Raw genomic sequence first — 26043 nt, 5'->3', positions numbered from 1 at the left:
TCCCTTGATTTTTTTACGATCCTTATAAATAATTTTCTGCGACAGCTGCATCTCCTGGATAGGCTTCTTTTTTGCCTTGAACGATTTGGTAGCAATCGGCTCCCTTACCAGCAATAATAACTGCATCTAATTCGTGATTTGTGATAGCCATAGCTGCCTTGATGGCTTCTTGGCGATCCGCAATTTTTTCAACAGGATGATTGATGTAGCTACTAATTTCATCCGCAATGGTCATTGGGTCTTCATAGTTAGGGTCATCAGCAGTCAGAAAGACTTGAATCTCAGGATGTTGATTGAGGAGAAGTCCAAAGTCCTTGCGACGACTTTCTCCCTTATTTCCTGTCGAACCGAGAACCAGAGCAATCTTTCCAGTTTGATGAGTTTCAACCACATTGATGAGTTTTGTCAGACTATCCCCATTGTGGGCGTAGTCGATGAAGACCTTGGCTCCATTTTTCTGAGTGAGGACTTCCATACGACCAGGAACGCGGGTTGCAGCGATTCCTTTTTTGATGTCCTCAAGACTAGCTCCGAGACGGAGGCAAGCAAGTCCAGCAGCAACGGCATTTTCTTGGTTGAAGTGACCAATCAGTTGGATATCATAGTCTCCAGCCAGTTTACCCGTAGCTGAAAAGCTAAAGGCTTTGGAATTCTCGATTTGGTTATCAGATTGGCTACCATAGAAATCATGGTCTTGATCTGCCACTTGTTCTTTCAAGACAGAAAAGTGATCCATGTCACTGTTAATGATGACTGCTCGGCTATTTTCCATCAAGAGACGCTTGTGGTAGAAATAGTCTTCAAAGCTAGGGTGTTCAATCGGGCCGATATGGTCTGGGCTGATATTGAGGAAAACTCCCACATCAAAGGTTAGGCCATAGACACGTTTGACCAGATAGGCTTGGCTGGAAACTTCCATGATGAGGTGGGTACGATCATTTTGCACAGCTTGATTCATCATGTCAAAGAGGTCAATACTCTCAGGAGTTGTCAATGCAGACTTAAAGAAAGTCTTGCCATCTAAAGTTGTATTCATAGTCGACAACATTGCAGGTCGATGCCCTTGAGATAAGATGTTATAAGCGAAATAGGCTGCTGTTGTCTTACCCTTGGTTCCAGTAAAGGCGAGGAGTTTGAGTTTTTCCTGTGGATTTCCATAAAATTCCATAGCAATCAAACTCATGGCTTTCTTAATGTCGTTCACAATGATGACAGGGATACCGACTTCGTAGTCCTTTTCAGCTATATACCAACCGAGTCCTTGAGAGATGGCAGAAAGCAGAAATTCCTTCTTAAAGGCAGCACCCTTGACGAAAAATAGGCTCTTTTCTTTGGCCTTGTGGCTGTCATAGCAGATGGTGTCAAACGCGATATGGCTGTAGTTGTAGTGATAGTGTCCTTGGTCGATAATCTCACGGAAGAGACCATCTTTCTTTAAAATATCTAATACAGTTTCAATCTTTATCATACTTTCTATTGTAAACCGAAAGTCGTAAATTTACAAGTAACAAGGAAAAGTTTATAATGGAAGATAAGGAGTTTTTCCTAGTTATCAAAATTGAATGAGGAATCTATGTCGCACGAAAACAATCACCAGCAGGCCCAGATGTTACGGGGGACTGCTTGGCTAACGGCTAGTAACTTTATCAGTCGCCTACTTGGGGCTATTTACATTATCCCTTGGTACATCTGGATGGGGTCTTATGCGGCTACAGCCAATGGACTCTTTACCATGGGATACAATATCTATGCCTGGTTCTTACTGGTTTCAACAGCAGGTATTCCGGTTGCAGTGGCCAAGCAAGTTGCCAAGTATAATACCATGCGAGAAGAAGAGCATAGCTTTGCCCTGATTCGGAGCTTTTTAGGCTTTATGACGGGACTAGGTTTGGTTTTTACTTTAATCTTGTATGTCTTTGCTCCTTGGCTAGCAGACTTGTCTGGCGTGGGCAAAGACTTGATCCCAATCATGCAAAGCTTGGCTTGGGGAGTCTTGATTTTCCCATCTATGAGTGTTATCCGAGGATTTTTCCAAGGGATGAATAACCTCAAACCTTATGCCATGAGTCAAATTGCTGAGCAGGTCATTCGTGTTATCTGGATGCTCCTAGCAACCTTTATCATTATGAAGCTCGGTTCGGGAGATTACCTAGCAGCGGTTACCCAATCCACCTTTGCTGCCTTTGTCGGCATGGTCGCCAGTTTTGCAGTCTTGATTTATTTCCTTGCCAAAGAGGGATTACTCAAAAGAGTCCTTGAAACAGGAGATAAGATTAACAGCAAGCGTCTTTTGGTCGATACTATTAAGGAAGCCATTCCTTTTATCTTAACAGGGTCTGCCATCCAGCTCTTCCAGATTTTGGATCAGCTGACCTTTATCAATAGTATGAGCTGGTTTACCAACTACAGCAACGAGGACTTGGTTGTCATGTTTTCTTATTTCTCAGCCAATCCTAATAAAATCACTATGATTTTGATTTCTGTTGGAGTTTCAATTGGGGGTGTCGGTTTGCCACTTTTGACTGAAAACTATGTCAAGGGGGACTTGAAAGCAGCTTCTCGTCTCGTTCAGGATAGTCTCACCTTACTCTTTATGTTCCTGCTACCAGCAACGGTTGGAGTGGTCATGGTAGGGGGACCTCTTTATACGGTCTTCTATGGTAAGCCAGATAGTTTGGCTCTGGGCTTATTTGTCTTTGCAGTTTTGCAGTCTATTATTTTAGGCTTGTACATGGTCTTGTCTCCAATGCTTCAGGCCATGTTCCGCAACCGCAAGGCCGTTCTCTATTTTATCTATGGTTCTATTGCCAAGCTAGTCTTGCAACTACCTACCATCGCTCTCTTCCACAGTTACGGACCTTTGATTTCCACAACCATTGCTCTCATCATTCCTAATGTCTTGATGTATCGGGATATTTGTAAGGTAACGGGTGTCAAGCGCAAGGTGATTTTGAAGCGAACCATTTTAATCAGTTTGCTGACCCTAGTCATGTTTCTGTTAATAGGAACCATCCAGTGGCTGTTAGGATTTTTCTTCCAACCGAGTGGACGTTTGTGGAGCTTCCTTTATGTAGCTCTTGTCGGTGCCATGGGTGGAGGAGTATACGGAGTCATGAGTCTCCGTACTCGTTTATTGGATAAGGTGATTGGAAAAGCCCAAGCAGATCGCATGCGAGCAAAATTTAATCTTTCGTAAGATAGCATTTATAAATAAAAGGAATAAGTTGAACAATCTTTTAGGAGAACTTGAAACTTATTCCTTTTTTAGCGTCAAAATAGCTAAAATTATCTTTTGAAAGTAGAAGATGAGGTCTTTTTCGATTTTTTTGGAAAAAATCATTGACTAAACAAACTAAATGTTGTATAATAAAACAAATATTTAAAGCAGGAGGTTCTGGAAATGAAAAAGTCTAAGGCCAAGTATGCAACACTTGCAGGTGTCATGTTAAGTGCAGGTATTTTGTTAAGCGCCTGTGGAAATTCTAGCACAGGGTCAAAAACCTATAACTATGTTTATTCAAGTGATCCATCTAGTTTGAACTATCTAGCAGAAAACCGTGCAACAACCAATGATATTGTGACCAATCTGGTAGATGGTCTCATGGAAAATGACCAGTATGGGAACTATGTGCCATCCTTGGCAGAGGATTGGAGTGTTTCTAAGGACGGTTTAACCTATACCTACAAACTTCGTAAGGATGCTAAGTGGTTTACTTCTGAGGGAGAAGAATATGCTCCTGTAACTGCTCAGGATTTTGTGACAGGTTTGAAATATGCAGCTGATAAAAAATCAGAAGCCTTGTATCTAGTGCAGGACTCTGTTGCAGGCTTGGATGACTATATTAACGGGAAAACAAGCGACTTTTCAACTGTCGGAGTCAAGGCTCTTGATGACCAAACGGTTCAATACACCTTGGCTCGACCAGAACCTTACTGGAACTCAAAAACAACCTCAACCATTCTTTTCCCAGTCAATGCAGATTTCTTGAAATCAAAAGGGGATGATTTTGGGAAGGTAGACCCTGCTAATATTTTGTACAGTGGACCTTTCTTGATGAAAGCTTTTGTTTCAAAATCTGTCATCGAATACAAGAAAAATCCTAACTACTGGGATGCTAAAAATGTCTTTGTAGATGATGTCAAATTGACCTACTATGATGGTAGTGACCAAGACGCTCTTGTTCGTAACTTTACAGACGGAGCCTATAGCTACGCTCGTCTCTATCCGAATAGTTCAAGTTATGAAGGAATTAAAGAAAAATACAAAGATGATATCGTCTATAGCATGCAAGATGCCACTTCTTACTTCTTAAACTTTAATCTGGATAGACAATCTTATAAATTCACTTCCAAGACAAGTGATGCTGAAAAGAAATCGACTCAAGAAGCGGTTCTTAATAAAAACTTCCGTCAAGCTATTAATTTTGCCTATGATCGGACAGCTTACGGGGCTCAATCTCAAGGAGAAGATGGTGCAACTAAGATTTTGCGTAACTTGGTTGTTCCTCCAAACTTCGTAAGTATCAAGGGAAAAGACTTTGGTGAAGTAGTGGCTTCTAAGATGGTCAATTATGGTAAGGAATGGCAAGGAATCAACTTCGCGGATGCCCAAGATCCATACTACAATCCAGAGAAAGCCAAAGCCAAATTTGCAGAAGCTAAGAAAGAATTAGAAGCTAAGGGGGTAACATTCCCTATCCACTTAGATAAAAATATAGAGTTGACCAATAAGGCTGAAATTCAAGGAATCAATTCCATGAAGCAATCAATTGAGTCTGTCTTAGGTGCAGAAAATGTTGTGATTGATGTCCACCTACTTTCTACAGAGGACTATGATAGTTCAGGTTATCTAGCTCAAACAGCTGCGCAAAAAGACTACGATCTCTACAATGGTGGTTGGAGTGCGGACTATCTTGATCCATCTAGCTATCTTGATATCTTTAGTGTCAAGAATGGTGGGGTTCTACAAAGTCTTGGACTCGAGCCAGGTGAAGCCAATGACAAGGCCAAGGCTGTTGGATTGGATGTCTACACTCAAATGTTGGAAGAAGCTAATAAGGAACAAGATATTGCAAAACGCTATGAAAAGTATGCTGAAATCCAAGCTTGGTTAGTAGATAGCTCTCTAGCAATTCCAAATGTTTCACTTGGTGGAACACCAACATTGAGAAAAATCGTTCCTTTCTCAACACCATATTCATTGGCTGGTAATAAAGGGGTTGAATCCTATAAATACCTCAAATTACAAGATAAGACAGTCACAACAGACGAATATGCAAAAGCCAGAGAAAAATGGTTGAAAGAAAAAGAAGAATCTAATAAAAAAGCCCAAGAAGAATTGGCGAAACATGTCAAATAAGGATTTTTCAAGAAAAACGATGGTTTCGAAAGAAGCTGTCGTTTTTTAATAGAATGATGGTAAATTTGGAAGAAAAATCTCACATTTTTTTCTTTGTTTCTTGAGTTTATGTTATAATGAATATAACATAAATGTGAGACGCTATTTTCGAAAATCTACCCAATGTTGATTGAAGTATGCATATGCTAGGGTAATGTTATAGGAGGTATGTCATCTACTGGAAAAGTAAGATAAAACGCAACAAATGATAAGTTCTTCTTTGAGTGAAGAGTCCTTATCTGCCTATTTAGTGATTTTTATGGAGGTATCATCATGGGCGCTATTATGGAGTTTGCAACAGAAAAACAGATTGCATCATTTCTTTCAACTTGTCGCATTGAAGGGCAAAAGAATTTTCTGATGGCTTTCAAGAAAAAGACATGGTTCAAATCCTTTATTGATTTTTTCATTATAGGAGGTAGTTACTATGTTCAGTCGAGTGTGAAGCCTAAGATTCTGGCATTCACACCTAAGGGAATCTACTTGATGGACATCAGTGATGTAACAGAAAATCATTCTAATCATGTCGTAGAGATGCCTTGGAATCAAGTCAAAGATTTTACTTATAAGCCAGTCTTGAATACAGTTAGGCTGAACTGGAACTATCAAAATGAAGCCTATATTTTTTCCGTGGATGTCGGTCAGATTAGTCAGCATGTGGGCCAATATCAATTTAACAAAGAGCATTATGATTATTTATCCCGACAGGATTTCTTTCAGTCTAAGTAAGCCCTAGCAATCATTTTCACAAAAGAATCTGGAAGCTTTTCTGGATTCTTTTTAGCTTTACTATCTAAGTATATAGTTTAAAACTATAACTAGCTCTTGAAAAGAAGAAAATGAGTTGATGAAAATAAGTGGTACAATAGTTACTATAGATTTGGAGGAATTGTATGAGCAAGGAATTACACATTAACACAATTTTGGCCCAGGCGGGTATTAAGTCAGATGAAGCGACAGGTGCATTGGTGACACCGCTTCATTTTTCAACGACCTATCAGCATCCAGAGTTTGGTCAATCTACTGGATTTGACTATACGCGCACCAAAAACCCAACTCGCAGTAAGGCTGAGGAAGTCTTGGCAGCTATTGAGTCAGCAGACTATGCCCTAGCGACTAGCTCAGGAATGTCAGCTATTGTACTGGCCTTTAGCGTCTTTCCAGTAGGAAGTAAGGTCTTGGCGGTGCGTGACCTTTATGGAGGTTCTTTCCGCTGGTTCAATCAAGTGGAGCAGGAAGGTCGTTTCCATTTTACCTATGCCAACACAGAAGAAGAATTGATTGTCGAGTTGGAGAAGGATGTGGATGTTCTCTATATCGAAACGCCAACCAATCCCTTGATGTTGGAATTTGATATCGAAAAACTAGCAAAATTGGCTCATGCTAAGGGTGCCAAAGTGGTGGTGGACAATACCTTCTACAGCCCTATCTACCAACGTCCGATTGAAGATGGAGCAGATATCGTTCTCCATTCAGCAACCAAGTATCTGGCAGGCCACAATGATGTCCTGGCTGGAGTGGTTGTGACCAATAGTTTAGAACTATACGAGAAGCTTTTCTACAATCTCAATACGACAGGGGCAGTTTTGTCACCATTTGACAGCTACCAGTTGATTCGAGGTCTCAAGACCTTGTCTCTTCGTATGGAGCGCTCAACAGCTAACGCCCAAGAAGTGGTTGCCTTTTTGAAGGATTCTCCAGCAGTTAAGGAAGTTCTTTACACTGGTCGTGGAGGCATGATTTCCTTTAAAGTAGCGGATGAAACACGCATTCCTCATATTTTGAACAGTCTCAAGGTCTTCTCTTTTGCGGAAAGTTTGGGTGGGGTGGAAAGTCTCATTACTTATCCAACGACGCAAACCCACGCTGATATTCCAGCAGAAGTGCGCCATTCTTATGGTTTGACAGATGACCTCTTGCGCTTATCAATTGGGATTGAAGATGCTAGAGATTTGATTGCAGATTTGCGCCAAGCATTAGAAGGATAAGACAAAGATGGGAAAATATGATTTTACAAGCCTGCCAAACCGTTTAGGGCACCATACCTATAAATGGAAAGAAGCAGAAACGGATAGTGAAGTCCTACCAGCTTGGATAGCGGATATGGACTTTGTAGTCTTGCCTGAAATCCGCCAAGCCGTGCAGACTTATGCTGATCAACTGGTTTATGGCTATACCTATGCCAGTGAAGAGTTAATTAAGGAAGTTCAAAAGTGGGAAGCTACACAACACGGTTACCACTTTGACAAAGAGGCTCTTATCTTTATCGAGGGTGTGGTACCAGCCATCTCAACAGCTATTCAAGCCTTTACAAAAGAAGGCGAGGCGGTTTTGATTAACACACCTGTCTATCCACCCTTTGCACGCAGTGTCAAGTTGAATAACCGCAGATTGATTACCAATTCTTTGGTGGAAAAGGATGGTCTATTTGAGATTGACTTTGACCAACTGGAGAAGGATTTGGTAGAAGAGGATGTCAAGCTCTATATTCTCTGCAACCCCCACAATCCTGGTGGACGTGTTTGGGAAAAGGAAGTGTTGGAGAAGATTGGCCAACTTTGTCAAAAACATGATGTTTTGTTGGTTTCTGATGAGATTCACCAAGATTTGGCTCTCTTTGGTCACAAGCATCATTCCTTCAATACCATCAACCCTGACTTTAAAGAATTTGCGATCGTCTTGACCAGTGCCACTAAAACCTTTAATATTGCTGGGACAAAAAATTCCTATGCAGTCATTGAAAATCCTAAGTTGAGACTGGCTTACCAGAAACGCCAGTTGACCAATAATCAGCATGAAATTTCAGGATTGGGTTATTTGGCGACAGAAGCTGCCTATCGCTATGGTAAGGATTGGTTAGAGGAGCTCAAGCAAGTCTTTGAAGACCATATTAATTATGTGGTAGATCTATTTGGCAAAGAGACTAAAATCAAGGTCATGAAACCGCAAGGAACCTACTTGATTTGGCTTGATTTTTCAGCCTATGATTTGACTGATGAAACATTGCAAGAGCTTTTGAGAAATGAAGCCAAGGTTATTCTCAACCGTGGTTTGGATTTTGGAGAGGAAGGAAATCTCCATGCTCGTCTCAATGTAGCCATGCCTAAATCTCTGTTGCAAGAAGTTTGTCAGCGTATCGTTACCACTTTTGCCAAACGTTAAAAATCCAGCCTTCTAGGAGAAAAGTCTTCCTAGAAGGCTATTTTCATAGGCGAAAATATGGTATAATAAAAAGATAAGGTAAAGGTGAAAATATGGCTAAATTGATTCCGGGCAAAGTCCGTATCGAAGGCGTTGCCCTTTATGAAACTGGTAAGGTTGACATTATCAAGGAAAAGAACAATCGGCTCTACGCTCGCGTTGCAGAAGAAGAACTGCGCTATAGTCTAGAGGATGATTTGGTTTTTTGTGCTTGCGATTTTTTCCAAAAGAGGGGCTACTGTGTGCATTTGGCGGCGCTGGAGCATTTTTTAAAAAATGATGAGCGTGGTCAGGAAATCTTGCAGAGTCTGGAAGAAGGTCATGAAGAAAAAGAGGCCGTTGAAACCAAGGTGACCTTGGGAGGCAAGTTTTTGGATCGAATCTTGTCTCCAAAATCAGATCGAGCTTATGAATTATCGGCTGTGGGTCAGGTGGAAGCAGGAACCAATTATATCTTGTGGACCCTGAGAATTGGCCAAATCAATAGCCAAAAATACTATGTCATTCGGGATATTCCACTCTTTTTAAGGATTGTCGAGCAGAGAAAGTCTTATATGATTGGCAAGATTTATGAGGAGTCTCTTTCTTGGGAATCCTTTGATGAGGCCAGCCAAGAACTTCTGACTTTCTTGCGGGGACTGATGGAGGAAGGACAGGCTCCAAACCTCTTTTTCCAAAACCAGGGTCGGCACCTCTTTTTCCCTCTAACTTTTTTTGAGCAGGGTGTGAATTTACTGATGACCTTGCCGCATTTTCAATTTGACCATCAAGTGGATAGCTACCAGACCCTGCTTTTTCAGGATATGCATGCTGATGCCAATCTATTTGCCTTTACAGTAACAGAATACTCGGACTATTTTGAAATGGAAATCAGTGAGAGTCCAAGGGTCAATGTCTTTTATCAGGGAGCTGTGCTGTTCCATAAAGGACAGGTTTATTTTCAAACAGACCAGCAGATGCGTCTTCTCAAAGAAATCAAAGCGTTGCCTTTGGATCAGCATAGCAAGAAATACCTGCAATTTGATAGTAGTGACCGCGATAAGTTGGCTTCCTGTCTAACGCTTTTTAGCCAGATGGGGACCGTTTCAGCTCCAGAACGGTTACAAATCAAAACGTTTGCGCCCTCTTTTTACTTTGACAGGGAAGAAGATAATCGGATTCGTTTAGAAATTCAGTTTGATTATGGGGATAGGCAGGTATCAAGCCGACAAGAGCTAGAAGAATTGCCATTTTCGAGTGACGCGGACTTAGAAGAAAGAATTTTCCAAGTCTGTTTGGTTGCAGGTTTTGAAGCAGACTTTCAATCTTGGCGTCAGGCCTTAAAAGCCGAGTCTGTTTATCATTTCTTTCACGAAACTATTCCGGTCTTTGAAAAACTCGGGCATGTTGACCTATCAGATAAGCTAGAAGAGCTTTATAGCCTAGCGAGTCCTCAAGTGCAGATTGCTTCCAAAGGAGGTCTCTTGGAAATCCAGTTCGATTTTCAAGATATCGACCAAGAGGAAATCGACCAAGCCATGCAGGCTTTGCTTGCCAATCAAGATTTTTATATTGATTCGTCCAATCAAGTCTACTTTTTCGATGAAGAAACCAAGAAAATTCGCCAAAATCTACAGGAACTGGGGCAGTTTGAATTAAAAGATGGGACCTTGCAGACTCGGAAATCCTTGGCCTACAGTTTAGCTCATCTTTTTGAAGGGCGTGACCGTGTTTCTTTTTCACAGGAATTCCAGAATTTGGCCCAGGATTTGACGCATCCAGAGGACTTCCCTAGACAAGCAACTTGGGTTCAGGCTGACTTACGAGATTATCAGGAAAAGGGAATCAGCTGGCTGCAAATGCTCCATCATTATGGTTTTGGTGGGATTTTGGCTGATGATATGGGACTTGGTAAAACCCTGCAGACCATTGCTTTTTTGACCAGTCAAGTGACAAAAGAAAGTAGGGTCTTGATTTTAACACCGTCAGGTTTGATTTACAACTGGGCAGATGAGTTTCAAAAATTTGCCCCACAGTTAGATGCGGCTGTTGTTCATGGTTTGAAAGCTAGTCGTGAAGAGATTCTTGCTGAGAGCCATCAAATCTATGTGACGAGCTATGCTACCTTCCGTCAGGACAGTGAGCTTTATCAGGGGATGGCCTTTGACTTCCTTTTCTTAGATGAAGCTCAGGTCATGAAAAACGCCCAGACCAAGATTGCCCAGACCTTGAGACAATTTGTGGTGCCGTCGGTTTTTGCTCTGTCAGGGACACCGATTGAAAATCATCTGGGTGAGTTGTGGTCTATTTTTCAAATCGTCATGCCAGGACTTTTGCCAAGCAAGAAAGAATTTATGAAATTGCCAGCTGAGCGAGTGGCTCAGTTTATCAAACCTTTCGTTATGAGGCGCAAGAAAGAAGAAGTGCTGACTGAATTACCAGACTTAATCGAAGTAGTTTATAAGAATGAACTGGAAGACCAGCAAAAGGCTATCTACCTAGCCCAGTTGCAACAGATGCGAGACCGTCTGGCTCAAGTTTCAGACCAGGAATTCCAACGAAGCCGAGTGGAAATTTTATCTGGTCTGATGCGCTTGCGCCAAATCTGTGACACCCCTGCCCTCTTTATGGAGGATTATCAGGGAGCTAGCGGTAAACTGGATAGTCTTCGTGACCTGCTGGTACAGGTGGCAGACGGTGGACACCGTGTCTTGATTTTCTCTCAGTTCAAGGGAATGTTGGAAAAAATAGAGCAAGAACTGCCAGACTTGGGCATGACTTCCTTTAAAATTACGGGTTCAACCCCAGCCAAGGAAAGACAAGACATGACTAAGGCCTTTAATCAAGGGGAGAGAGATGCCTTTCTGATTTCCCTTAAGGCTGGTGGTGTCGGTCTGAACCTGACAGGTGCTGATACGGTTATCTTGGTTGACCTTTGGTGGAATCCTGCGGTGGAAGCGCAAGCTATTGGCCGTGCCCATCGGATGGGTCAGGAAGAAACGGTTGAGGTCTATCGCTTGGTGACCAAGGGAACCATTGAAGAAAAAATTCAGGAACTCCAAGAGCAAAAGAAACATCTGGTGTCACAAGTATTGGATGGCACAGAGTCACGTGGCAGTCTGACCCTAGCAGAAATTAGAGAAATTTTGGGAATTTCTGAAGCCAGCACTTGAAAAATCAAGACAATACGCTATAATGAAGTGTTGAAAGGAAATAGAAAATGAAACAAGAACGATTTCCATTGGTGTCAGATGACGAGGTCATGCTGACTGAAATGCCAGTCATGAACTTGTACGATGAGTCTGATCTGATCAGTAATATCAAGGGTGAGTATCGAGATAAAAATTATTTAGGATGGGCTCCTATTACTGAAGAGGCGCCAGTAAAACCGATTGAAAAGCAAGTCGAGAAACCTAAAAAAGCTCCTTTAGGGGTAAAAAAAGAAGGAAAGAGCTATGCGGAGGTGGCGCGTGAAGAAGCGCGTGCAGACTTGAAAAAGAAACGCTCTGCTAACTATCTAACTCAGGATTTCAGCCGTGCGAGACGTCATTCTAAATCAGGCCTTCTTAGACAGGGCAATCAACCGACAGCGCCTTTCCAAAAGGAAAATCCTGGTGAATTGGTGAAATATAGCCAAAAATTGACCCAGTCTCATTATATCTTGGCGGAAGAAGTTCATTCTATCCCTACCAAGAATGAAGAAGTGTCAGCACCTGCTCCAAAGAAAAACAACTATGATTTTCTAAAGAAAAGCCAAATCTACAATAAAAAAAGTAAACAAACAGAACAAGAACGTCGGGTTGCCCAAGAGTTGAATCTGACAAGAATTACAGAATAGGGGAGAAAACATGCCAAAGACATATCATTTTATCGGAATTAAGGGATCAGGGATGAGTGCCTTGGCCTTGATGTTGCACCAAATGGGGCATAAGGTACAGGGATCAGATGTTGAAAAGTACTACTTTACTCAACGTGGTCTTGAGCAGGCAGGAATTACTATTCTTCCTTTTGATGAAAAGAATCTAGACGGTGATATGGAAATTATCGCTGGAAATGCCTTTCGTCCAGATAACAACGTCGAAATTGCCTATGCAGACCAAAATGGTATCAGCTACAAACGTTACCATGAATTTCTAGGTAGCTTTATGCGTGACTTTGTTAGCATGGGAGTAGCTGGAGCGCATGGAAAAACTTCAACGACAGGTATGTTATCTCATGTCTTGTCTCACATCACAGACACTAGCTTCTTGATTGGGGATGGGACAGGTCGTGGTTCGGCCAATGCCAAATATTTTGTCTTTGAATCTGACGAATATGAACGCCATTTCATGCCTTACCATCCAGAATACTCTATTATCACCAACATTGACTTTGACCATCCAGACTATTTCACAAGTCTCGAGGATGTTTTCAATGCCTTTAACGACTATGCTAAACAAATTACCAAGGGTCTTTTTGTCTATGGTGAAGATGCAGAATTGCGTAAGATTACAGCCAATGCTCCGATTTATTATTATGGCTTTGAAGCAGAAGGTAATGACTTTGTAGCTAGCGATCTTCTTCGTTCTACAACTGGTTCAACCTTCACGGTTCATTTCCGTGGACAAGACTTGGGGCAATTCCACATTCCAACCTTTGGTCGTCACAATATCATGAATGCGACAGCCGTTATTGGTCTTCTTTACACAGCAGGATTTGATTTGAACTTGGTGCGTGAGCACTTGAAAACATTTGCCGGTGTTAAGCGTCGTTTCACTGAGAAAATTGTCAATGATACAGTTATTATCGATGACTTTGCCCACCATCCAACAGAAATTATTGCGACCTTGGATGCGGCTCGTCAGAAATACCCAAGCAAGGAAATTGTAGCAGTCTTCCAACCGCATACCTTTACAAGAACCATTGCCTTGTTGGACGAATTTGCTCACGCTTTGAACCAAGCGGATGCTGTTTACCTAGCGCAAATTTATGGGTCAGCTCGTGAAGTAGACCATGGTGACGTTAAGGTAGAAGACCTAGCCCAAAAAATCAACAAAAAACACCAAGTGATCACTGTTGAAAATGTTTCTCCACTCCTTGACCATGACAATGCTGTTTATGTCTTTATGGGTGCAGGAGACATTCAAACCTATGAATACTCATTTGAGCGTCTCTTGTCAAACTTGACAAGCAATGTTCAATAGGATGCTCCCATGGAAATTCCAATTAAGATCATTCAGGCAAGCAAGTCTGATTTGGCTGAGATAGAGGCGATTCAAACCTCGTCTTATCCAGCTGAAAAGCAGCAACCTTCCCATATTTTAGAAGAAAGTATCCGTAAGTGTGCGGATACCTTTCTTCTAGCTAGGGATGAAAATAAACTTTTAGGCTATATTTTATCAAGTCCCCAGTTAGACAATCCGCAATGTCTAAAAGTACATTCTTTAGTCATTGAGTCTGACCATCAGAGACAAGGATTGGGAACACTTCTTCTTGCAGCCTTGAAAGAGGTGGCAGTTGAGCTGGATTACAAAGGGATTCGTTTGAAGAGTCCTGATGAGTTGCTTTCATACTTTGAAATGAACGGTTTTATTGATGAAGAAACTTCTCTTTATGAAACTAGCCAGAGTTTTAGTATGATTTGGTTTAATCCCTTTTATCTGGAGGCACAATGAAAATCAGACAAGCAAGATTAGAAGATTTGGATCGTATCGTCGAGATTGAACTAGAGAATTTCTCGGTTGAAGAAGCCATTCCTCGATCTGTTTTTGAGGCGTATTTGCGAGAAATACAGACCTCTTTTCTGGTTGCGGAAAAAGAAGGCAGAATCATGGGGTACATAGAAGGACCAGTTGGATCGCATCGCCACCTGCAGGACCAGTCCTTTACAGAAGAGATAGAAGATTATAGTCATGAGCCTGGTGGCTATATCTCTGTGACCTGTCTTTCTATTGCCAAAGAAGCACAGGGACTTGGACTTGGACAAAAATTACTAACAGCCTTGAAAGAAGTTGCTCTTGAAGATGAGAGAGAAGGCATTAACCTAACCTGTCATGACTATCTCATCGCCTACTATGAAAAGCATGGATTTGTTAATGAAGGCCTGTCCCAGTCAACCTTTGCAGGGGAAACTTGGTATGATATGGTCTGGGAAGCTAATACTCTTCGAAAATCAAATTCAAACCACGTCAGCGTCGCCTTACCGTACTCAAGTACAGCTTGCGGCTAGCTTCCTAGTTTGCTCTTTGATTTTCATTGAGTATAAAAAATAAGCTAGGAAAAGTATCATAGGTTGCTTTTCTTGGACTTTTAAGATATAATATTATGGATTGTCAACAAGGAGGAAAAACTTTTGAGTGAAAAGTCAAGAGAAGAAGAGAAATTAAGCTTTAAAGAGCAGATTCTGAGAGATTTAGAAAAAGTAAAAGGCTATGATGAAGTTCTGAGAGAAGATAAGGCAGTAGTTCGCACTCCTGCAAATGAACCTTCAGCTGAAGAACTCATGGCTGATTCCTTGTCAACGGTAGAGGAGATTATGAGAAAAGCTCCTACCGTGCCTACTCACCCAAGTCAAGATGTACCAGCTTCTCCAGCAGATGAGATTCAAAGAGAAACTCCTGGTGTTCCAAGTCATCCAAGTCAAGATGTACCTTCTTCTCCAGCGGAAGAAAGTGGATCAAGACCAGGTCCAGGTCCTGTTAGACCTAAGAAATTTGAAAGAGAATACAATGAAACCCCAACAAGGGTAGCTGTTTCCTATAAGACGGCAGAGAAAAAAGCAGAACAAGCAGGTTCAGAAACACCTACGCCTGCTACAGAAACAGTGGATATCATCAGCGATACACCACGTCGTAGCCGTAGAGAAGGAGCAAAATCCGTTAAGCCTAAGAAAGAGAAGAAGTCACATGTGAAAGCTTTTGTGATTTCATTCCTTGTATTCCTTGCCTTGCTCTCAGCAGGTGGTTACTTTGGTTATCAGTACGTGCTAGATTCTTTGTTACCTATTGATGCTAATTCTAAGAAATATGTGACGGTTCAAATTCCTGACGGTTCAAACGTTCAAGAAATCGGTACGACGCTTGAAAAAGCTGGTTTGGTAAAGCATGGTCTGATTTTTAGCTTTTATGCCAAGTATAAAAATTATACCGATTTGAAAGCAGGTTACTACAATTTACAAAAGAGTATGAGTACAGAAGACTTACTCAAAGAGTTGCAAAAAGGTGGAACAGATGAACCGCAAGAACCTGTCCTTGCGACTTTGACAATTCCAGAAGGTTATACGATTGATCAAATTGCACAAGCGGTAGGTCAATTGCAAGGTGACTTCAAAGAGCCTTTGACAGCGGAGGCTTTCTTGGCTAAAGTTCAAGATGAGAACTTTATCAGTCAAGAAGTTGCCAAATATCCGAGTCTACTTGAAAGCTTGCCTACAAAGGAAAGTGGGGCTCGTTATCGTTTGGAAGGATACCTTTTCCCAGCTACATACTCTATCAAGGAAAGCACAACTGTTGAAAGCTTGATTGATGAGATGTTGGCGGCTACGGATAAGAACCTATCTCCTTACTATAGTACTATCAAATCTAAAAACTTGACTGTCAATGAGTTGTTGACCATTGCTTCCTTGGTCGAAAAAGAAGGTGCCAAGACAGAAGATCGTAAGCTCATTGCAGGTGTATTCTACAATCGTTTGAATCGTGATATGCCACTTCAAAGTAATATTGCAATCTTGTATGCCCAAGGAAAACTGGGGCAAAATATCAGCCTAGCTGAGGATGTTGCGATTGATACCAACATTGATTCACCTTATAATGTTTATAAAAATGTAGGTCTCATGCCTGGTCCAGTCGATAGTCCAAGTCTGGATGCGATTGAGTCAAGCATCAATCAAACTAAGAGCGATAACCTCTACTTTGTAGCAGATGTCACAGATGGCAAGGTCTACTATGCTAACAATCAAGAAGACCACGATCGCAATGTTGCTGAACATGTCAACAGCAAATTAAACCAAACAAACTAAAATTATGTGATACTTCACATAATTTTCTTTCGAAAATATCATCAGAAGAAAGTTGAGAAAAATGGCAGAAAAAACATATCCTATGACCCTTGAGGAAAAGGAAAAACTTGAAAAAGAATTAGAAGAATTGAAATTGGTTCGCCGACCAGAAGTGGTAGAACGCATTAAGATTGCCCGTTCATACGGTGACCTTTCTGAAAACAGTGAATACGAAGCAGCTAAGGATGAACAAGCCTTTGTCGAAGGACAAATCTCTAGCTTGGAAACAAAAATCCGTTACGCTGAAATCGTCAATAGTGACTCAGTTGCAGATGATGAAGTAGCGATTGGTAAAACAGTCACCATCCAAGAAATTGGTGAGGACGAAGAAGAAGTTTATATTATCGTAGGCTCAGCTGGTGCGGATGCCTTTGCAGGTAAGGTTTCAAATGAAAGCCCAATTGGACAAGCCTTGATTGGCAAGAAAACAGGTGACACAGCAACCATTGAAACGCCTGTTGGTAGCTATGATGTAAAAATTTTGAAGGTTGAAAAAACAGCCTAAAACAGAAGAAAGGAGTGGGGAGGCTGTGCGCTTCACTCACTCCTTTTTCCATTTTGCTACTCTTCGAAAATCAAATTCAAACCACGTCAGCGTCGCCTTGCCGTACTCAAGTACAGCCTGCGGCTAGCTTCCTAGTTTGCTCTTTGATTTTCATTGAGTATAAATTAAATTGAAATTGGAGACTATATGAGTTCAAAGAAAAAAAACAAGATGGAGCGTGGTCTGACCAATCGTCACGTGCAGGTTATGGCCATTGCAGGAACAATCGGAACAGGACTCTTTCTGGGAGCAGGTCGCTCTATCAGCCTAACAGGTCCTTCCATTGTACTGATTTATATGATTACTGGGGCCTTCATGTTCCTCATGATGCGTGCGGTTGGGGAAATGCTCTACCAAGATCCTGAGCAACATACCTTTATCAACTTTATCACGCGTCATTTGGGTAAGGGCTGGGGCTATTTCTCGGTTTGGTCTTACTGGCTATCTGTTGTCTTTATCGGTATGGCGGAAATCACTGCTATCGCACATTATGTGCAATTTTGGTTCCCAACTTGGCCAAGTTGGATGATTGAGATTGGATTTTTGACTATTCTAGCCTTGGTCAATCTGATTGCGGTGAAGCTCTTTGGAGAAGTTGAGTTTTGGTTTGCGATGGTCAAGATTGTGGCTATTTTAGCCATGATTGCCACAGGAGTCTTTATGGTCTTGACAGGCTTTAAGACACCTCATGGAGTAGCAAGTTTAGCTAATATCGCCGACAATTTCTCCCTCTTCCCAAATGGTGGAGTTAACTTTGTCATGGCCTTCCAGATGGTGTTCTTTGCCTACCTTATGATTGAGTTTATCGGGGTAACGACTTCAGAAACAAAAAATCCACGTCAGGTCTTGCCAAAAGCCGTTAAGGAAATTCCTTTGCGTATCGCCTTTTTCTACGGTGGTGCCCTCTTAGCCATCATGGCTATCATTCCGTGGCGTGAACTTGCATCGGCTGATTCTCCCTTTGTTACAGTATTTGAGTTAGCAGGTATCAAGTGGGCGGCAGCCTTGATTAACTTCGTCGTTTTGACGTCAGCAGCATCTGCTCTTAACTCAACCCTTTATTCAACAGGACGTCATTTGTATCAGATTGCCCATGATTCACCAAATCCATTCTTAAAGGCTATTAAGGCAGATACTCTTTCCCGTCACAACGTACCACAAAATGCCATCATCGCCTCAGCAATTTTGATTGCCCTAGCAGCCTTTATCAACGTATTGCCAGGTGTTTCTGATGCCTTTGCCTTGATTACGGCATCGTCGTCTGGTGTCTATATTGCCATTTATATCTTAATCATGGTGGCTCACCTTAAATACCGCAAGTCACCAGACTTTATGGCGGATGGCTATCTCATGCCCCATTATCGTTTCCTAAATCCTTTAACCATGCTCTTCTTTGCCTTTGTCTTTGTAACCCTCTTTTTACAAGAGTCTACATTTGTAGGAGCAATCGGCTCAGCTATCTGGATTATCGGTTTCGGTATTTATAGCCAGTGGAAATTTAGAAAATAGATTAAAGACTCACCAACTCAGGTTGGTGGGTTTTTGCTAGTTTGACAGTCTATTGAAATAAGACTATAATCAAGTTGTAATAGTGTTTGAGGAGGTTTAGATGTACTTTAGATTGGAAAACAAGGAGTCTCAGAAAGCACAAGAAATTGGGAATTTGATTCGTGTTTATAACCGTTCAAAACGAGAAGATGCCGAAAGTGAGCCACTTAATCTTTATGTCGAAGATGAAAAGGGCAATCTCCTGGCAGGTTTGATAGCAGAGACTTTTGGAAATTGGCTAGAAATCGAGTATTTATTTGTAAAAGAGGAATTGAGAGGACAAGGAATCGGTTCAAAACTATTGCAGCAAGCAGAAACTGAAGCTAAGAATCGAGACTGTCGTTTTGCTTTTGTCAATACTTACCAGTTTCAAGCTCCAGATTTTTATAAAAGGCATGGCTACAAGGAAGTCTTTACCTTACAAGACTATCCCTACATTGGGCAAAGATATTATTACCAAAAGGATTTGTAAGGAGAATATGAAATCATAAAGTAAAGAGGGGGCTTGACATAAGTATGAAGGAGATTCTTGATAAATACCAGTTAAATCCTACAAATTGTGTCTTTCTGGGCAATATTGGGTACAATGCAATGACAGCTGAGAAATTGGTAATCAAGTCCTATCAGGTTAAGAAAAGAAGCGATGCCGTCGATATTTTGAAATCCTATATTTAAACTTAACACTCTCTATTTTTTTAAATTGACCTTAATCCGAGATTCCCCTCTCGGATTTTGTGTTGCTTTCATTAAATTTACAGGTAAGACTTGCTAGCTTCAGTAAATATACACAAGCTTTTCAGAATAGAGTGAAATACGAAAGAAAATGGAAGTAATTTTCATTAAACGCTTCCAATGTGCAAAAAAAGTTGACAAATTTAAATTTTAGGACTACACTAAGTAAGTAAATTTTATTTTAAAGGAGAATTCGTTATGAATTTAACATTTTTAGGCTTATGTATTGCCTGTATGGGCGTATCTGTCGGTGAAGGTTTATTGATGAATGGACTGTTTAAATCAGTAGCACGCCAACCAGATATGCTTTCTGAGTTTCGTAGTTTGATGTTTTTAGGTGTTGCCTTTATTGAAGGAACTTTCTTTGTAACTCTTGTCTTCTCATTTATTATCAAATAAATACATGGAACGAGAAGAAAAGGGAGGATTTTAGATGGAAGAAAGTATTAATCCAATCATCTCTATTGGTCCTGTTATCTTCAATCTGACTATGTTAGCCATGACCTTGTTGATTGTGGGAGTTATTTTTGTCTTTATTTATTGGGCAAGCCGCAATATGACCTTGAAACCCAAAGGAAAGCAAAATGTACTTGAGTATGTCTATGACTTTGTTATTGGATTTACAGAACCTAACATTGGTTCGCGCTACATGAAAGATTACTCACTCTTTTTCCTTTGTTTATTTCTTTTCATGGTGATTGCCAATAACCTTGGCTTAATGACAAAGCTTCAAACGATCGATGGGACTAACTGGTGGAGTTCGCCAACCGCTAATTTACAGTATGACTTAACCTTATCTTTTCTTGTCATTTTGTTGACACATATAGAAAGCGTTCGTCGTCGTGGATTTAAAAAAAGTATAAAATCTTTTATGAGTCCTGTTTTTGTCATACCGATGAATATCTTGGAAGAATTTACAAACTTCTTATCTTTGGCTTTGCGGATTTTTGGGAATATCTTTGCAGGAGAGGTCATGACGAGTTTGTTACTTCTTCTTTCCCACCAAGCTATTTATTGGTATCCAGTAGCCTTTGGAGCTAATTTGGCTTGGACTGCATTTTCTGTCTTTATTTCCTGCATCCAAGCTTATGTCTTTACTCTTTTGACATCTGTGTATTTAGGGAATAAGATTAATATTGAAGAGGAATAGAAAGGAGTAACTGATGCACGTAACAGTAGGTGAATTGATTGGTAATTTTATTTTAATCACTGGCTCTTTTATTCTTTTGCTAGTCTTGATTAAAAAATTTGCATGGTCTAATATTACAGGCATTTTCGAAGAAAGAGCTGAAAAAATTGCTACTGATATTGACAGTGCTGAAGAAGCCCGTCAAAAAGCAGAAGTATTGGCTCAAAAACGCGAAGATGAATTGGCTGGTAGCCGTAAAGAAGCCAAGGCAATCATTGAGAATGCGAAAGCAACAGCTGAGAAAAGTAAGGCTAGTATTTTAGTAGATGCTAAACTAGAAGCAGGACGCTTAAAAGAAAAAGCAAACCAAGAAATTGCTCAAAACAAAGCTGAAGCTTTACAAAGCGTTAAGGGTGAGGTAGCAGATTTGACCATCAGCCTAGCTGGTAAAATCATCTCACAAAACCTTGACGGTCATGCCCATAAAGAACTCATTGATCAGTATATCGATCAGCTAGGAGAAGCTTAATGGACAAGAAAACAGTAAAGGTAATTGAAAAATACAGCATGCCTTTTGTCCAATTGGTACTTGAAAAAGGAGAAGAAGCCCGTATCTTTTCAGACTTGACTCAAATCAAGCAAGTTGCTGAAGAAACAGGTTTACCTTCTTTTTTAAAAAAAGTGACAGTAGATGAGTCTGACAAGAAAAAAACGATTGCTTTTTTCCAAGACTCTGTGTCACCTTTATTACAAAACTTTATCCAGGTTCTGGCCTACAATCACAGAGTAAATCTTTTTTATGATGTGCTTGTAGATTGCTTGAACCGACTTGAAAAAGAAACAAATCGATTTGAAGTGACGATTACTTCAGCTCATCCTTTAACAGATGAACAAAAGAGTCGCTTGCTCCCTTTGATTGAGAAAAAAATGTCTCTGAAAGTAAGGAGTGTAAAAGAAGAAATCGATGAAAGTCTCATTGGTGGTTTTGTCATTTTTGCCAATCACAAGACAATTGATGTGAGTATTAAACAACAACTTAAAGTTGTTAAAGAAAATTTGAAATAGAAAGTGGTGTTCTTTTGGCAATTAACGCACAAGAAATCAGCGCTTTAATTAAGCAACAAATTGAAAATTTCAAACCCAATTTTGATGTGACTGAAACAGGTGTTGTAACCTATATCGGGGATGGTATCGCGCGTGCTCATGGCCTTGAAAATGCCATGAGTGGAGAGTTGTTGATTTTTGAAAACGGCTCTTATGGTATGGCTCAAAACTTGGAGTCAACAGACGTTGGTATTATCATCCTAGGTGACTTTACAGATATCCGTGAAGGCGATACAATCCGCCGTACAGGTAAAATCATGGAAGTCCCAGTAGGTGAAAGTCTGATTGGTCGTGTTGTGGATCCGCTTGGTCGTCCGGTTGACGGTCTTGGAGAAATCCACACTGATAAAACTCGTCCAGTAGAAGCGCCAGCTCCTGGTGTTATGCAACGTAAGTCTGTATCAGAACCATTGCAAACTGGTTTGAAAGCTATTGACGCCCTTGTACCGATTGGTCGTGGTCAACGTGAGTTGATTATCGGTGACCGTCAGACAGGGAAAACAACCATTGCGATTGATACAATCTTGAACCAAAAAGGTCAAGATATGATCTGTATCTACGTAGCGATTGGACAAAAAGAATCAACAGTTCGTACGCAAGTAGAAACACTACGTCAGTACGGTGCCTTGGATTACACAATCGTTGTGACAGCCTCTGCTTCACAACCATCTCCATTGCTTTTCCTAGCTCCTTATGCTGGGGTTGCCATGGCGGAAGAATTTATGTATCAAGGTAAGCATGTTTTGATCGTTTATGATGATCTTTCAAAACAAGCGGTAGCTTATCGTGAACTGTCACTCTTGCTTCGTCGTCCTCCAGGTCGTGAAGCCTTCCCAGGGGATGTTTTCTACCTTCACAGCCGTTTGCTTGAGCGCTCAGCTAAAGTTTCTGATGAACTTGGTGGTGGATCAATTACAGCCCTACCGTTTATCGAGACACAAGCAGGAGATATCTCTGCCTATATCGCAACCAACGTGATTTCTATCACTGACGGACAAATCTTCCTTGGTGATGGTCTCTTCAATGCAGGTATTCGTCCAGCCATCGATGCGGGTTCATCTGTATCACGTGTAGGTGGTTCTGCACAAATCAAAGCTATGAAGAAGGTTGCTGGTACACTTCGTATCGACCTTGCTTCATACCGTGAGTTGGAAGCCTTCACTAAGTTTGGTTCTGACTTGGATGCGGCAACACAGGCTAAGTTGAACCGTGGACGTCGCACAGTTGAGGTCTTGAAACAACCTGTTCACAAACCATTGCCTGTTGAGAAACAAGTAACCATTCTCTATGCTTTGACACATGGTTTCTTGGACACTGTTCCAGTAGATGATATTGTTCGTTTCGAGGAAGAGTTCCATGCCTTCTTTGATGCTCAACATCCAGAGATTTTGGAAACCATTCGTGATACAAAAGACTTGCCAGAAGAAGCAGTCTTGGATGCTGCGATTACAGAGTTTCTCAATCAATCTAGCTTCCAATAAGAATAGAGGTGTCAGATGGCAGTATCTCTAAATGATATTAAAACAAAAATCGCCTCAACAAAAAATACGAGTCAAATCACTAATGCCATGCAAATGGTATCAGCTGCTAAGCTAGGTCGCTCTGAAGAAGCTGCTCGCAACTTCCAAGTTTATGCTCAGAAAGTTCGCAAGCTCTTGACGGATATTCTTCATGGTAATGGAGCTGGTGGTTCAACCAATCCGATGTTGATTAGCCGTCCAGTTAAGAAGACAGGCTATATCGTCATTACTTCAGACCGCGGTTTGGTTGGAGGGTATAATTCCTCTATTCTGAAAGCCGTTATGGAGCTGAAAGAAGAATACCATCCAGACGGTAAAGGTTTTGAAATGATCTGTATTGGTGGAATGGGAGCTGATTTCTTTAAGGCTCGTGGTATTCAACCACTTTATGAACTACGTGGTTTGGCAGACCAACCTAGCTTTGATGAAGTTCGTAAGATCATTTCAAAAACTGTTGAAATGTACCAAAATGAACTTTTTGATGAACTCTATGTCTGCTATAACCACCATGTCAACACGCTAACCAGTCAAATGCGTGTGGAACAAATGCTTCCGATTGTTGACTTGGATCCAAATGAAGCGGATGAAGAGTACAGCTTGACTTTTGAATTAGAAACCAGCCGAGAAGAAATTTTGGAGCAGTTGTTGCCTCAGTTTGCAGAAAGTATGATTTACGGTGCTATTATCGATGCTAAGACAGCTGAAAATGCTGCAGGTATGACAGCTATGCAAACAGCGACTGATAATGCTAAGAAAGTCATCAATGATTTGACAATTCAGTATAACCGTGCCAGACAGGCGGCGATTACACAAGAAATTACAGAAATCGTAGCAGGAGCTAGTGCCTTAGAATAGGCTCTAGTCCAGCTCGTATGAAAATGAACTTAGGACCTAGTTGAACTAGGAACCGACAGTATCTTATATAGAATAGGAGAAGGAGATGAGTTCAGGTAAAATTGCTCAGGTTATCGGACCCGTTGTAGACGTCTTGTTTGCAGCAGGGGAAAAACTTCCTGAGATTAACAATGCACTTGTCGTCTACAAAAATGACGAAAGAAAAACAAAAATCGTCCTTGAAGTAGCCTTAGAGTTGGGAGATGGTATGATCCGTACTATCGCCATGGAATCAACAGATGGGTTGACTCGTGGAATGGAAGTATTGGACACAGGTCGTCCAATCTCTGTACCAGTAGGTAAAGAAACTTTGGGACGTGTCTTCAATGTTTTGGGAGATACCATTGACTTGGAAGCTCCTTTTACAGAAGACGCAGAGCGTCAGCCAATTCATAAAAAAGCTCCAACTTTTGATGAGTTGTCTACCTCTTCTGAAATCCTTGAAACAGGGATCAAGGTTATCGACCTTCTTGCCCCTTACCTTAAAGGTGGTAAAGTTGGACTCTTCGGTGGTGCCGGAGTTGGTAAAACCGTCTTAATCCAAGAATTGATTCACAATATCGCCCAAGAACATGGTGGTATTTCAGTATTTACCGGTGTTGGGGAACGTACTCGTGAGGGGAATGACCTTTACTGGGAAATGAAAGAATCAGGCGTTATCGAGAAAACAGCCATGGTATTTGGTCAGATGAATGAGCCACCAGGAGCACGTATGCGTGTTGCCCTTACTGGTTTGACAATCGCTGAATACTTCCGTGATGTGGAAGGCCAAGATGTACTTCTCTTTATCGATAATATCTTCCGTTTCACTCAGGCTGGTTCAGAAGTATCTGCCCTTTTGGGTCGTATGCCATCAGCCGTTGGTTACCAACCAACCCTTGCTACGGAAATGGGTCAATTGCAAGAGCGTATTACATCAACTAAGAAGGGATCTGTAACTTCTATCCAAGCTATCTATGTGCCAGCGGATGACTATACTGACCCTGCGCCAGCAACAGCCTTTGCTCACTTAGATTCAACAACCAACTTGGAACGTAAGTTGGTACAATTGGGTATCTACCCAGCTGTTGACCCACTTGCTTCAAGCTCACGTGCCTTGGCACCTGAAATTGTTGGAGAAGAGCACTATGCAGTTGCTGCTGAAGTAAAACGCGTTCTTCAACGTTACCATGAATTGCAAGATATCATTGCTATCCTTGGTATGGATGAGCTTTCTGATGAAGAAAAGACCTTGGTTGCTCGCGCCCGTCGTATCCAGTTCTTCTTGTCACAAAACTTCAACGTTGCGGAACAATTTACTGGTCAGCCAGGTTCTTATGTTCCAGTTGCTGAAACTGTACGTGGCTTTAAGGAAATCCTTGATGGTAAATACGATCACTTGCCAGAAGATGCCTTCCGTGGTGTAGGTTCTATCGAAGATGTGATTGCAAAAGCTGAAAAAATGGGATTTTAAGAGGTGATCTATGGCTCAGTTAACTGTCCAGATCGTGACACCAGATGGCCTCGTCTATGATCACCATGCCAGCTATGTATCGGTTCGAACTCTGGATGGTGAGATGGGGATCTTGCCACGACATGAAAATATGATTGCGGTTTTAGCAGTTGATGAAGTAAAGGTAAAACGTATTGATGACGAAGATCATGTGAACTGGATTGCAGTAAATGGTGGCGTTATTGAAATTGCCAATGATATGATTACCATCGTCGCTGACTCTGCAGAGCGTGCTCGTGATATCGATATCAGTCGTGCAGAACGTGCCAAACTTCGTGCAGAACGTGCAATTGAAGAAGCACAAGACAAACACTTGATTGACCAAGAACGTCGTGCGAAGATTGCACTGCAACGTGCCATTAACCGTATTAATGTCGGAAATAGACTATAATACTCTTCGAAAATCAAATTCAAACCACGTCAACGTCGCCTTGCCGTACTCAAGTACAGCCTGCGGCTAGTTTCCT

Annotated in this window: 24 protein-coding genes; 23 read left to right on the top strand and 1 reads right to left on the bottom strand. The window is 41.3% G+C overall.

What is annotated here, in order from left to right; genetic code table 11:
* Window positions 1-22 precede the first annotated feature (22 nt).
* The gene (locus OC530_RS05785) at window positions 23-1468 is read right to left on the bottom strand and encodes a UDP-N-acetylmuramoyl-L-alanyl-D-glutamate--L-lysine ligase (RefSeq protein ID WP_164226747.1); all 1446 of its coding nucleotides are present in this window, start codon (window positions 1466-1468) and stop codon (window positions 23-25) included.
* A gap of 105 nt (window positions 1469-1573) precedes the next feature.
* Here OC530_RS05785 and OC530_RS05780 point away from each other — a divergent pair, with 105 nt between their 5' ends.
* The 23 genes from OC530_RS05780 (at window position 1574) to OC530_RS05670 (ending at window position 25967) form a co-directional block, all read left to right on the top strand.
* A complete protein-coding gene (locus tag OC530_RS05780) occupies window positions 1574-3196 on the top strand; it encodes a polysaccharide biosynthesis protein (RefSeq protein ID WP_173234685.1) in 1623 nt (540 codons plus the stop codon).
* Between the two features lie 204 nt (window positions 3197-3400).
* Window positions 3401-5359, top strand: coding sequence for a peptide ABC transporter substrate-binding protein (locus tag OC530_RS05775; protein ID WP_218764245.1), 1959 nt, complete (start codon window positions 3401-3403; stop codon window positions 5357-5359).
* 312 nt (window positions 5360-5671) lie between these two features.
* On the top strand, window positions 5672-6127 hold the full coding sequence (locus OC530_RS05770) for a hypothetical protein (RefSeq protein WP_262080402.1): 456 nt from the start codon (window positions 5672-5674) through the stop codon (window positions 6125-6127).
* 164 nt (window positions 6128-6291) lie between these two features.
* Window positions 6292-7386: a cystathionine gamma-synthase gene (locus tag OC530_RS05765; RefSeq protein WP_262080400.1), complete on the top strand. Its 1095-nt coding sequence runs from the start codon at window positions 6292-6294 to the stop codon at window positions 7384-7386.
* A 7-nt stretch (window positions 7387-7393) separates the two neighbouring features.
* The gene (locus OC530_RS05760) at window positions 7394-8560 is read left to right on the top strand and encodes a MalY/PatB family protein (RefSeq protein ID WP_262080398.1); all 1167 of its coding nucleotides are present in this window, start codon (window positions 7394-7396) and stop codon (window positions 8558-8560) included.
* A 92-nt stretch (window positions 8561-8652) separates the two neighbouring features.
* Window positions 8653-11751 carry a DEAD/DEAH box helicase gene (locus OC530_RS05755; RefSeq protein WP_262080396.1) on the top strand — a complete coding sequence of 1033 codons (3099 nt, stop codon included), beginning with the start codon at window positions 8653-8655 and terminating at the stop codon, window positions 11749-11751.
* A 47-nt stretch (window positions 11752-11798) separates the two neighbouring features.
* The gene (locus tag OC530_RS05750) at window positions 11799-12416 is read left to right on the top strand and encodes a cystathionine gamma-synthase (protein WP_262080394.1); all 618 of its coding nucleotides are present in this window, start codon (window positions 11799-11801) and stop codon (window positions 12414-12416) included.
* A 10-nt stretch (window positions 12417-12426) separates the two neighbouring features.
* Window positions 12427-13761, top strand: coding sequence for a UDP-N-acetylmuramate--L-alanine ligase (gene murC, locus OC530_RS05745; RefSeq protein ID WP_261233706.1), 1335 nt, complete (start codon window positions 12427-12429; stop codon window positions 13759-13761).
* A gap of 9 nt (window positions 13762-13770) precedes the next feature.
* Window positions 13771-14232, top strand: a complete 462-nt coding sequence (locus OC530_RS05740; protein ID WP_262080391.1) for a GNAT family N-acetyltransferase — start codon at window positions 13771-13773, stop codon at window positions 14230-14232.
* Complete coding sequence (locus tag OC530_RS05735) at window positions 14229-14786, top strand: N-acetyltransferase (RefSeq protein ID WP_262080389.1); 558 nt, start codon at window positions 14229-14231, stop codon at window positions 14784-14786. Before OC530_RS05740 ends, OC530_RS05735 begins: the two co-directional genes overlap by 4 nt.
* Window positions 14787-14909: 123 nt before the next feature.
* A complete protein-coding gene (gene mltG, locus OC530_RS05730; RefSeq protein WP_262080387.1) occupies window positions 14910-16574 on the top strand; it encodes an endolytic transglycosylase MltG in 1665 nt (554 codons plus the stop codon).
* A gap of 61 nt (window positions 16575-16635) precedes the next feature.
* Window positions 16636-17118 (top strand): transcription elongation factor GreA, encoded by a 483-nt coding sequence (gene greA, locus OC530_RS05725; RefSeq protein WP_000818767.1) that lies wholly within the window; start codon window positions 16636-16638, stop codon window positions 17116-17118.
* Between the two features lie 186 nt (window positions 17119-17304).
* The gene (locus OC530_RS05720) at window positions 17305-18666 is read left to right on the top strand and encodes an amino acid permease (RefSeq protein ID WP_262080385.1); all 1362 of its coding nucleotides are present in this window, start codon (window positions 17305-17307) and stop codon (window positions 18664-18666) included.
* A gap of 100 nt (window positions 18667-18766) precedes the next feature.
* Window positions 18767-19177, top strand: coding sequence for a GNAT family N-acetyltransferase (locus OC530_RS05715; RefSeq protein ID WP_173274610.1), 411 nt, complete (start codon window positions 18767-18769; stop codon window positions 19175-19177).
* Window positions 19178-19221: 44 nt separating this feature from the next.
* Window positions 19222-19380, top strand: a complete 159-nt coding sequence (locus tag OC530_RS05710; protein WP_173274609.1) for a hypothetical protein — start codon at window positions 19222-19224, stop codon at window positions 19378-19380.
* A gap of 255 nt (window positions 19381-19635) precedes the next feature.
* Window positions 19636-19836, top strand: coding sequence for a F0F1 ATP synthase subunit C (locus OC530_RS05705; protein WP_001054562.1), 201 nt, complete (start codon window positions 19636-19638; stop codon window positions 19834-19836).
* Between the two features lie 34 nt (window positions 19837-19870).
* Window positions 19871-20587 (top strand): F0F1 ATP synthase subunit A, encoded by a 717-nt coding sequence (gene atpB / locus OC530_RS05700; protein ID WP_000392851.1) that lies wholly within the window; start codon window positions 19871-19873, stop codon window positions 20585-20587.
* A gap of 13 nt (window positions 20588-20600) precedes the next feature.
* Window positions 20601-21095 (top strand): F0F1 ATP synthase subunit B, encoded by a 495-nt coding sequence (atpF, locus tag OC530_RS05695; protein ID WP_112444247.1) that lies wholly within the window; start codon window positions 20601-20603, stop codon window positions 21093-21095.
* Complete coding sequence (locus OC530_RS05690; RefSeq protein ID WP_173274608.1) at window positions 21095-21631, top strand: F0F1 ATP synthase subunit delta; 537 nt, start codon at window positions 21095-21097, stop codon at window positions 21629-21631. Before atpF ends, OC530_RS05690 begins: the two co-directional genes overlap by 1 nt.
* A 14-nt stretch (window positions 21632-21645) precedes the next feature.
* Entirely contained in the window at window positions 21646-23151 is a 1506-nt protein-coding gene (gene atpA / locus OC530_RS05685; RefSeq protein WP_023942963.1) for a F0F1 ATP synthase subunit alpha, read from the top strand.
* 15 nt (window positions 23152-23166) lie between these two features.
* Complete coding sequence (locus tag OC530_RS05680) at window positions 23167-24045, top strand: F0F1 ATP synthase subunit gamma (RefSeq protein ID WP_000301217.1); 879 nt, start codon at window positions 23167-23169, stop codon at window positions 24043-24045.
* Window positions 24046-24130: 85 nt separating this feature from the next.
* Entirely contained in the window at window positions 24131-25537 is a 1407-nt protein-coding gene (gene atpD, locus OC530_RS05675; protein ID WP_164226735.1) for a F0F1 ATP synthase subunit beta, read from the top strand.
* Between the two features lie 10 nt (window positions 25538-25547).
* Window positions 25548-25967, top strand: coding sequence for a F0F1 ATP synthase subunit epsilon (locus tag OC530_RS05670; RefSeq protein ID WP_000068041.1), 420 nt, complete (start codon window positions 25548-25550; stop codon window positions 25965-25967).
* The last annotated feature ends 76 nt before the right edge of the window (window positions 25968-26043 follow it).

Source organism: Streptococcus sp. Marseille-Q5619 (assembly GCF_946901205.1).
GTDB lineage: Bacteria > Bacillota > Bacilli > Lactobacillales > Streptococcaceae > Streptococcus.
The sequence above is the reverse complement of the archived record's forward strand: the minus strand, read 5'-3'. Positions and strand labels throughout refer to the sequence as shown.

Bases quoted from the DNA above. Each gene is read 5' to 3' on its own strand.
- OC530_RS05785 (WP_164226747.1), bottom strand. From the start codon at position 1,468: ATGATAAAGATTGAAACTGTATTAGATATTTTAAAGAAAGATGGTCTC.
- OC530_RS05780 (WP_173234685.1), top strand. From the start codon at position 1,574: ATGTCGCACGAAAACAATCACCAGCAGGCCCAGATGTTACGGGGGACT.
- OC530_RS05775 (WP_218764245.1), top strand. From the start codon at position 3,401: ATGAAAAAGTCTAAGGCCAAGTATGCAACACTTGCAGGTGTCATGTTA.
- OC530_RS05770 (WP_262080402.1), top strand. From the start codon at position 5,672: ATGGGCGCTATTATGGAGTTTGCAACAGAAAAACAGATTGCATCATTT.
- OC530_RS05765 (WP_262080400.1), top strand. From the start codon at position 6,292: ATGAGCAAGGAATTACACATTAACACAATTTTGGCCCAGGCGGGTATT.
- OC530_RS05760 (WP_262080398.1), top strand. From the start codon at position 7,394: ATGGGAAAATATGATTTTACAAGCCTGCCAAACCGTTTAGGGCACCAT.
- OC530_RS05755 (WP_262080396.1), top strand. From the start codon at position 8,653: ATGGCTAAATTGATTCCGGGCAAAGTCCGTATCGAAGGCGTTGCCCTT.
- OC530_RS05750 (WP_262080394.1), top strand. From the start codon at position 11,799: ATGAAACAAGAACGATTTCCATTGGTGTCAGATGACGAGGTCATGCTG.
- murC (WP_261233706.1), top strand. From the start codon at position 12,427: ATGCCAAAGACATATCATTTTATCGGAATTAAGGGATCAGGGATGAGT.
- OC530_RS05740 (WP_262080391.1), top strand. From the start codon at position 13,771: ATGGAAATTCCAATTAAGATCATTCAGGCAAGCAAGTCTGATTTGGCT.
- OC530_RS05735 (WP_262080389.1), top strand. From the start codon at position 14,229: ATGAAAATCAGACAAGCAAGATTAGAAGATTTGGATCGTATCGTCGAG.
- greA (WP_000818767.1), top strand. From the start codon at position 16,636: ATGGCAGAAAAAACATATCCTATGACCCTTGAGGAAAAGGAAAAACTT.
- OC530_RS05720 (WP_262080385.1), top strand. From the start codon at position 17,305: ATGAGTTCAAAGAAAAAAAACAAGATGGAGCGTGGTCTGACCAATCGT.
- OC530_RS05715 (WP_173274610.1), top strand. From the start codon at position 18,767: ATGTACTTTAGATTGGAAAACAAGGAGTCTCAGAAAGCACAAGAAATT.
- OC530_RS05710 (WP_173274609.1), top strand. From the start codon at position 19,222: ATGAAGGAGATTCTTGATAAATACCAGTTAAATCCTACAAATTGTGTC.
- OC530_RS05705 (WP_001054562.1), top strand. From the start codon at position 19,636: ATGAATTTAACATTTTTAGGCTTATGTATTGCCTGTATGGGCGTATCT.
- atpB (WP_000392851.1), top strand. From the start codon at position 19,871: ATGGAAGAAAGTATTAATCCAATCATCTCTATTGGTCCTGTTATCTTC.
- atpF (WP_112444247.1), top strand. From the start codon at position 20,601: ATGCACGTAACAGTAGGTGAATTGATTGGTAATTTTATTTTAATCACT.
- OC530_RS05690 (WP_173274608.1), top strand. From the start codon at position 21,095: ATGGACAAGAAAACAGTAAAGGTAATTGAAAAATACAGCATGCCTTTT.
- OC530_RS05680 (WP_000301217.1), top strand. From the start codon at position 23,167: ATGGCAGTATCTCTAAATGATATTAAAACAAAAATCGCCTCAACAAAA.
- atpD (WP_164226735.1), top strand. From the start codon at position 24,131: ATGAGTTCAGGTAAAATTGCTCAGGTTATCGGACCCGTTGTAGACGTC.
- OC530_RS05670 (WP_000068041.1), top strand. From the start codon at position 25,548: ATGGCTCAGTTAACTGTCCAGATCGTGACACCAGATGGCCTCGTCTAT.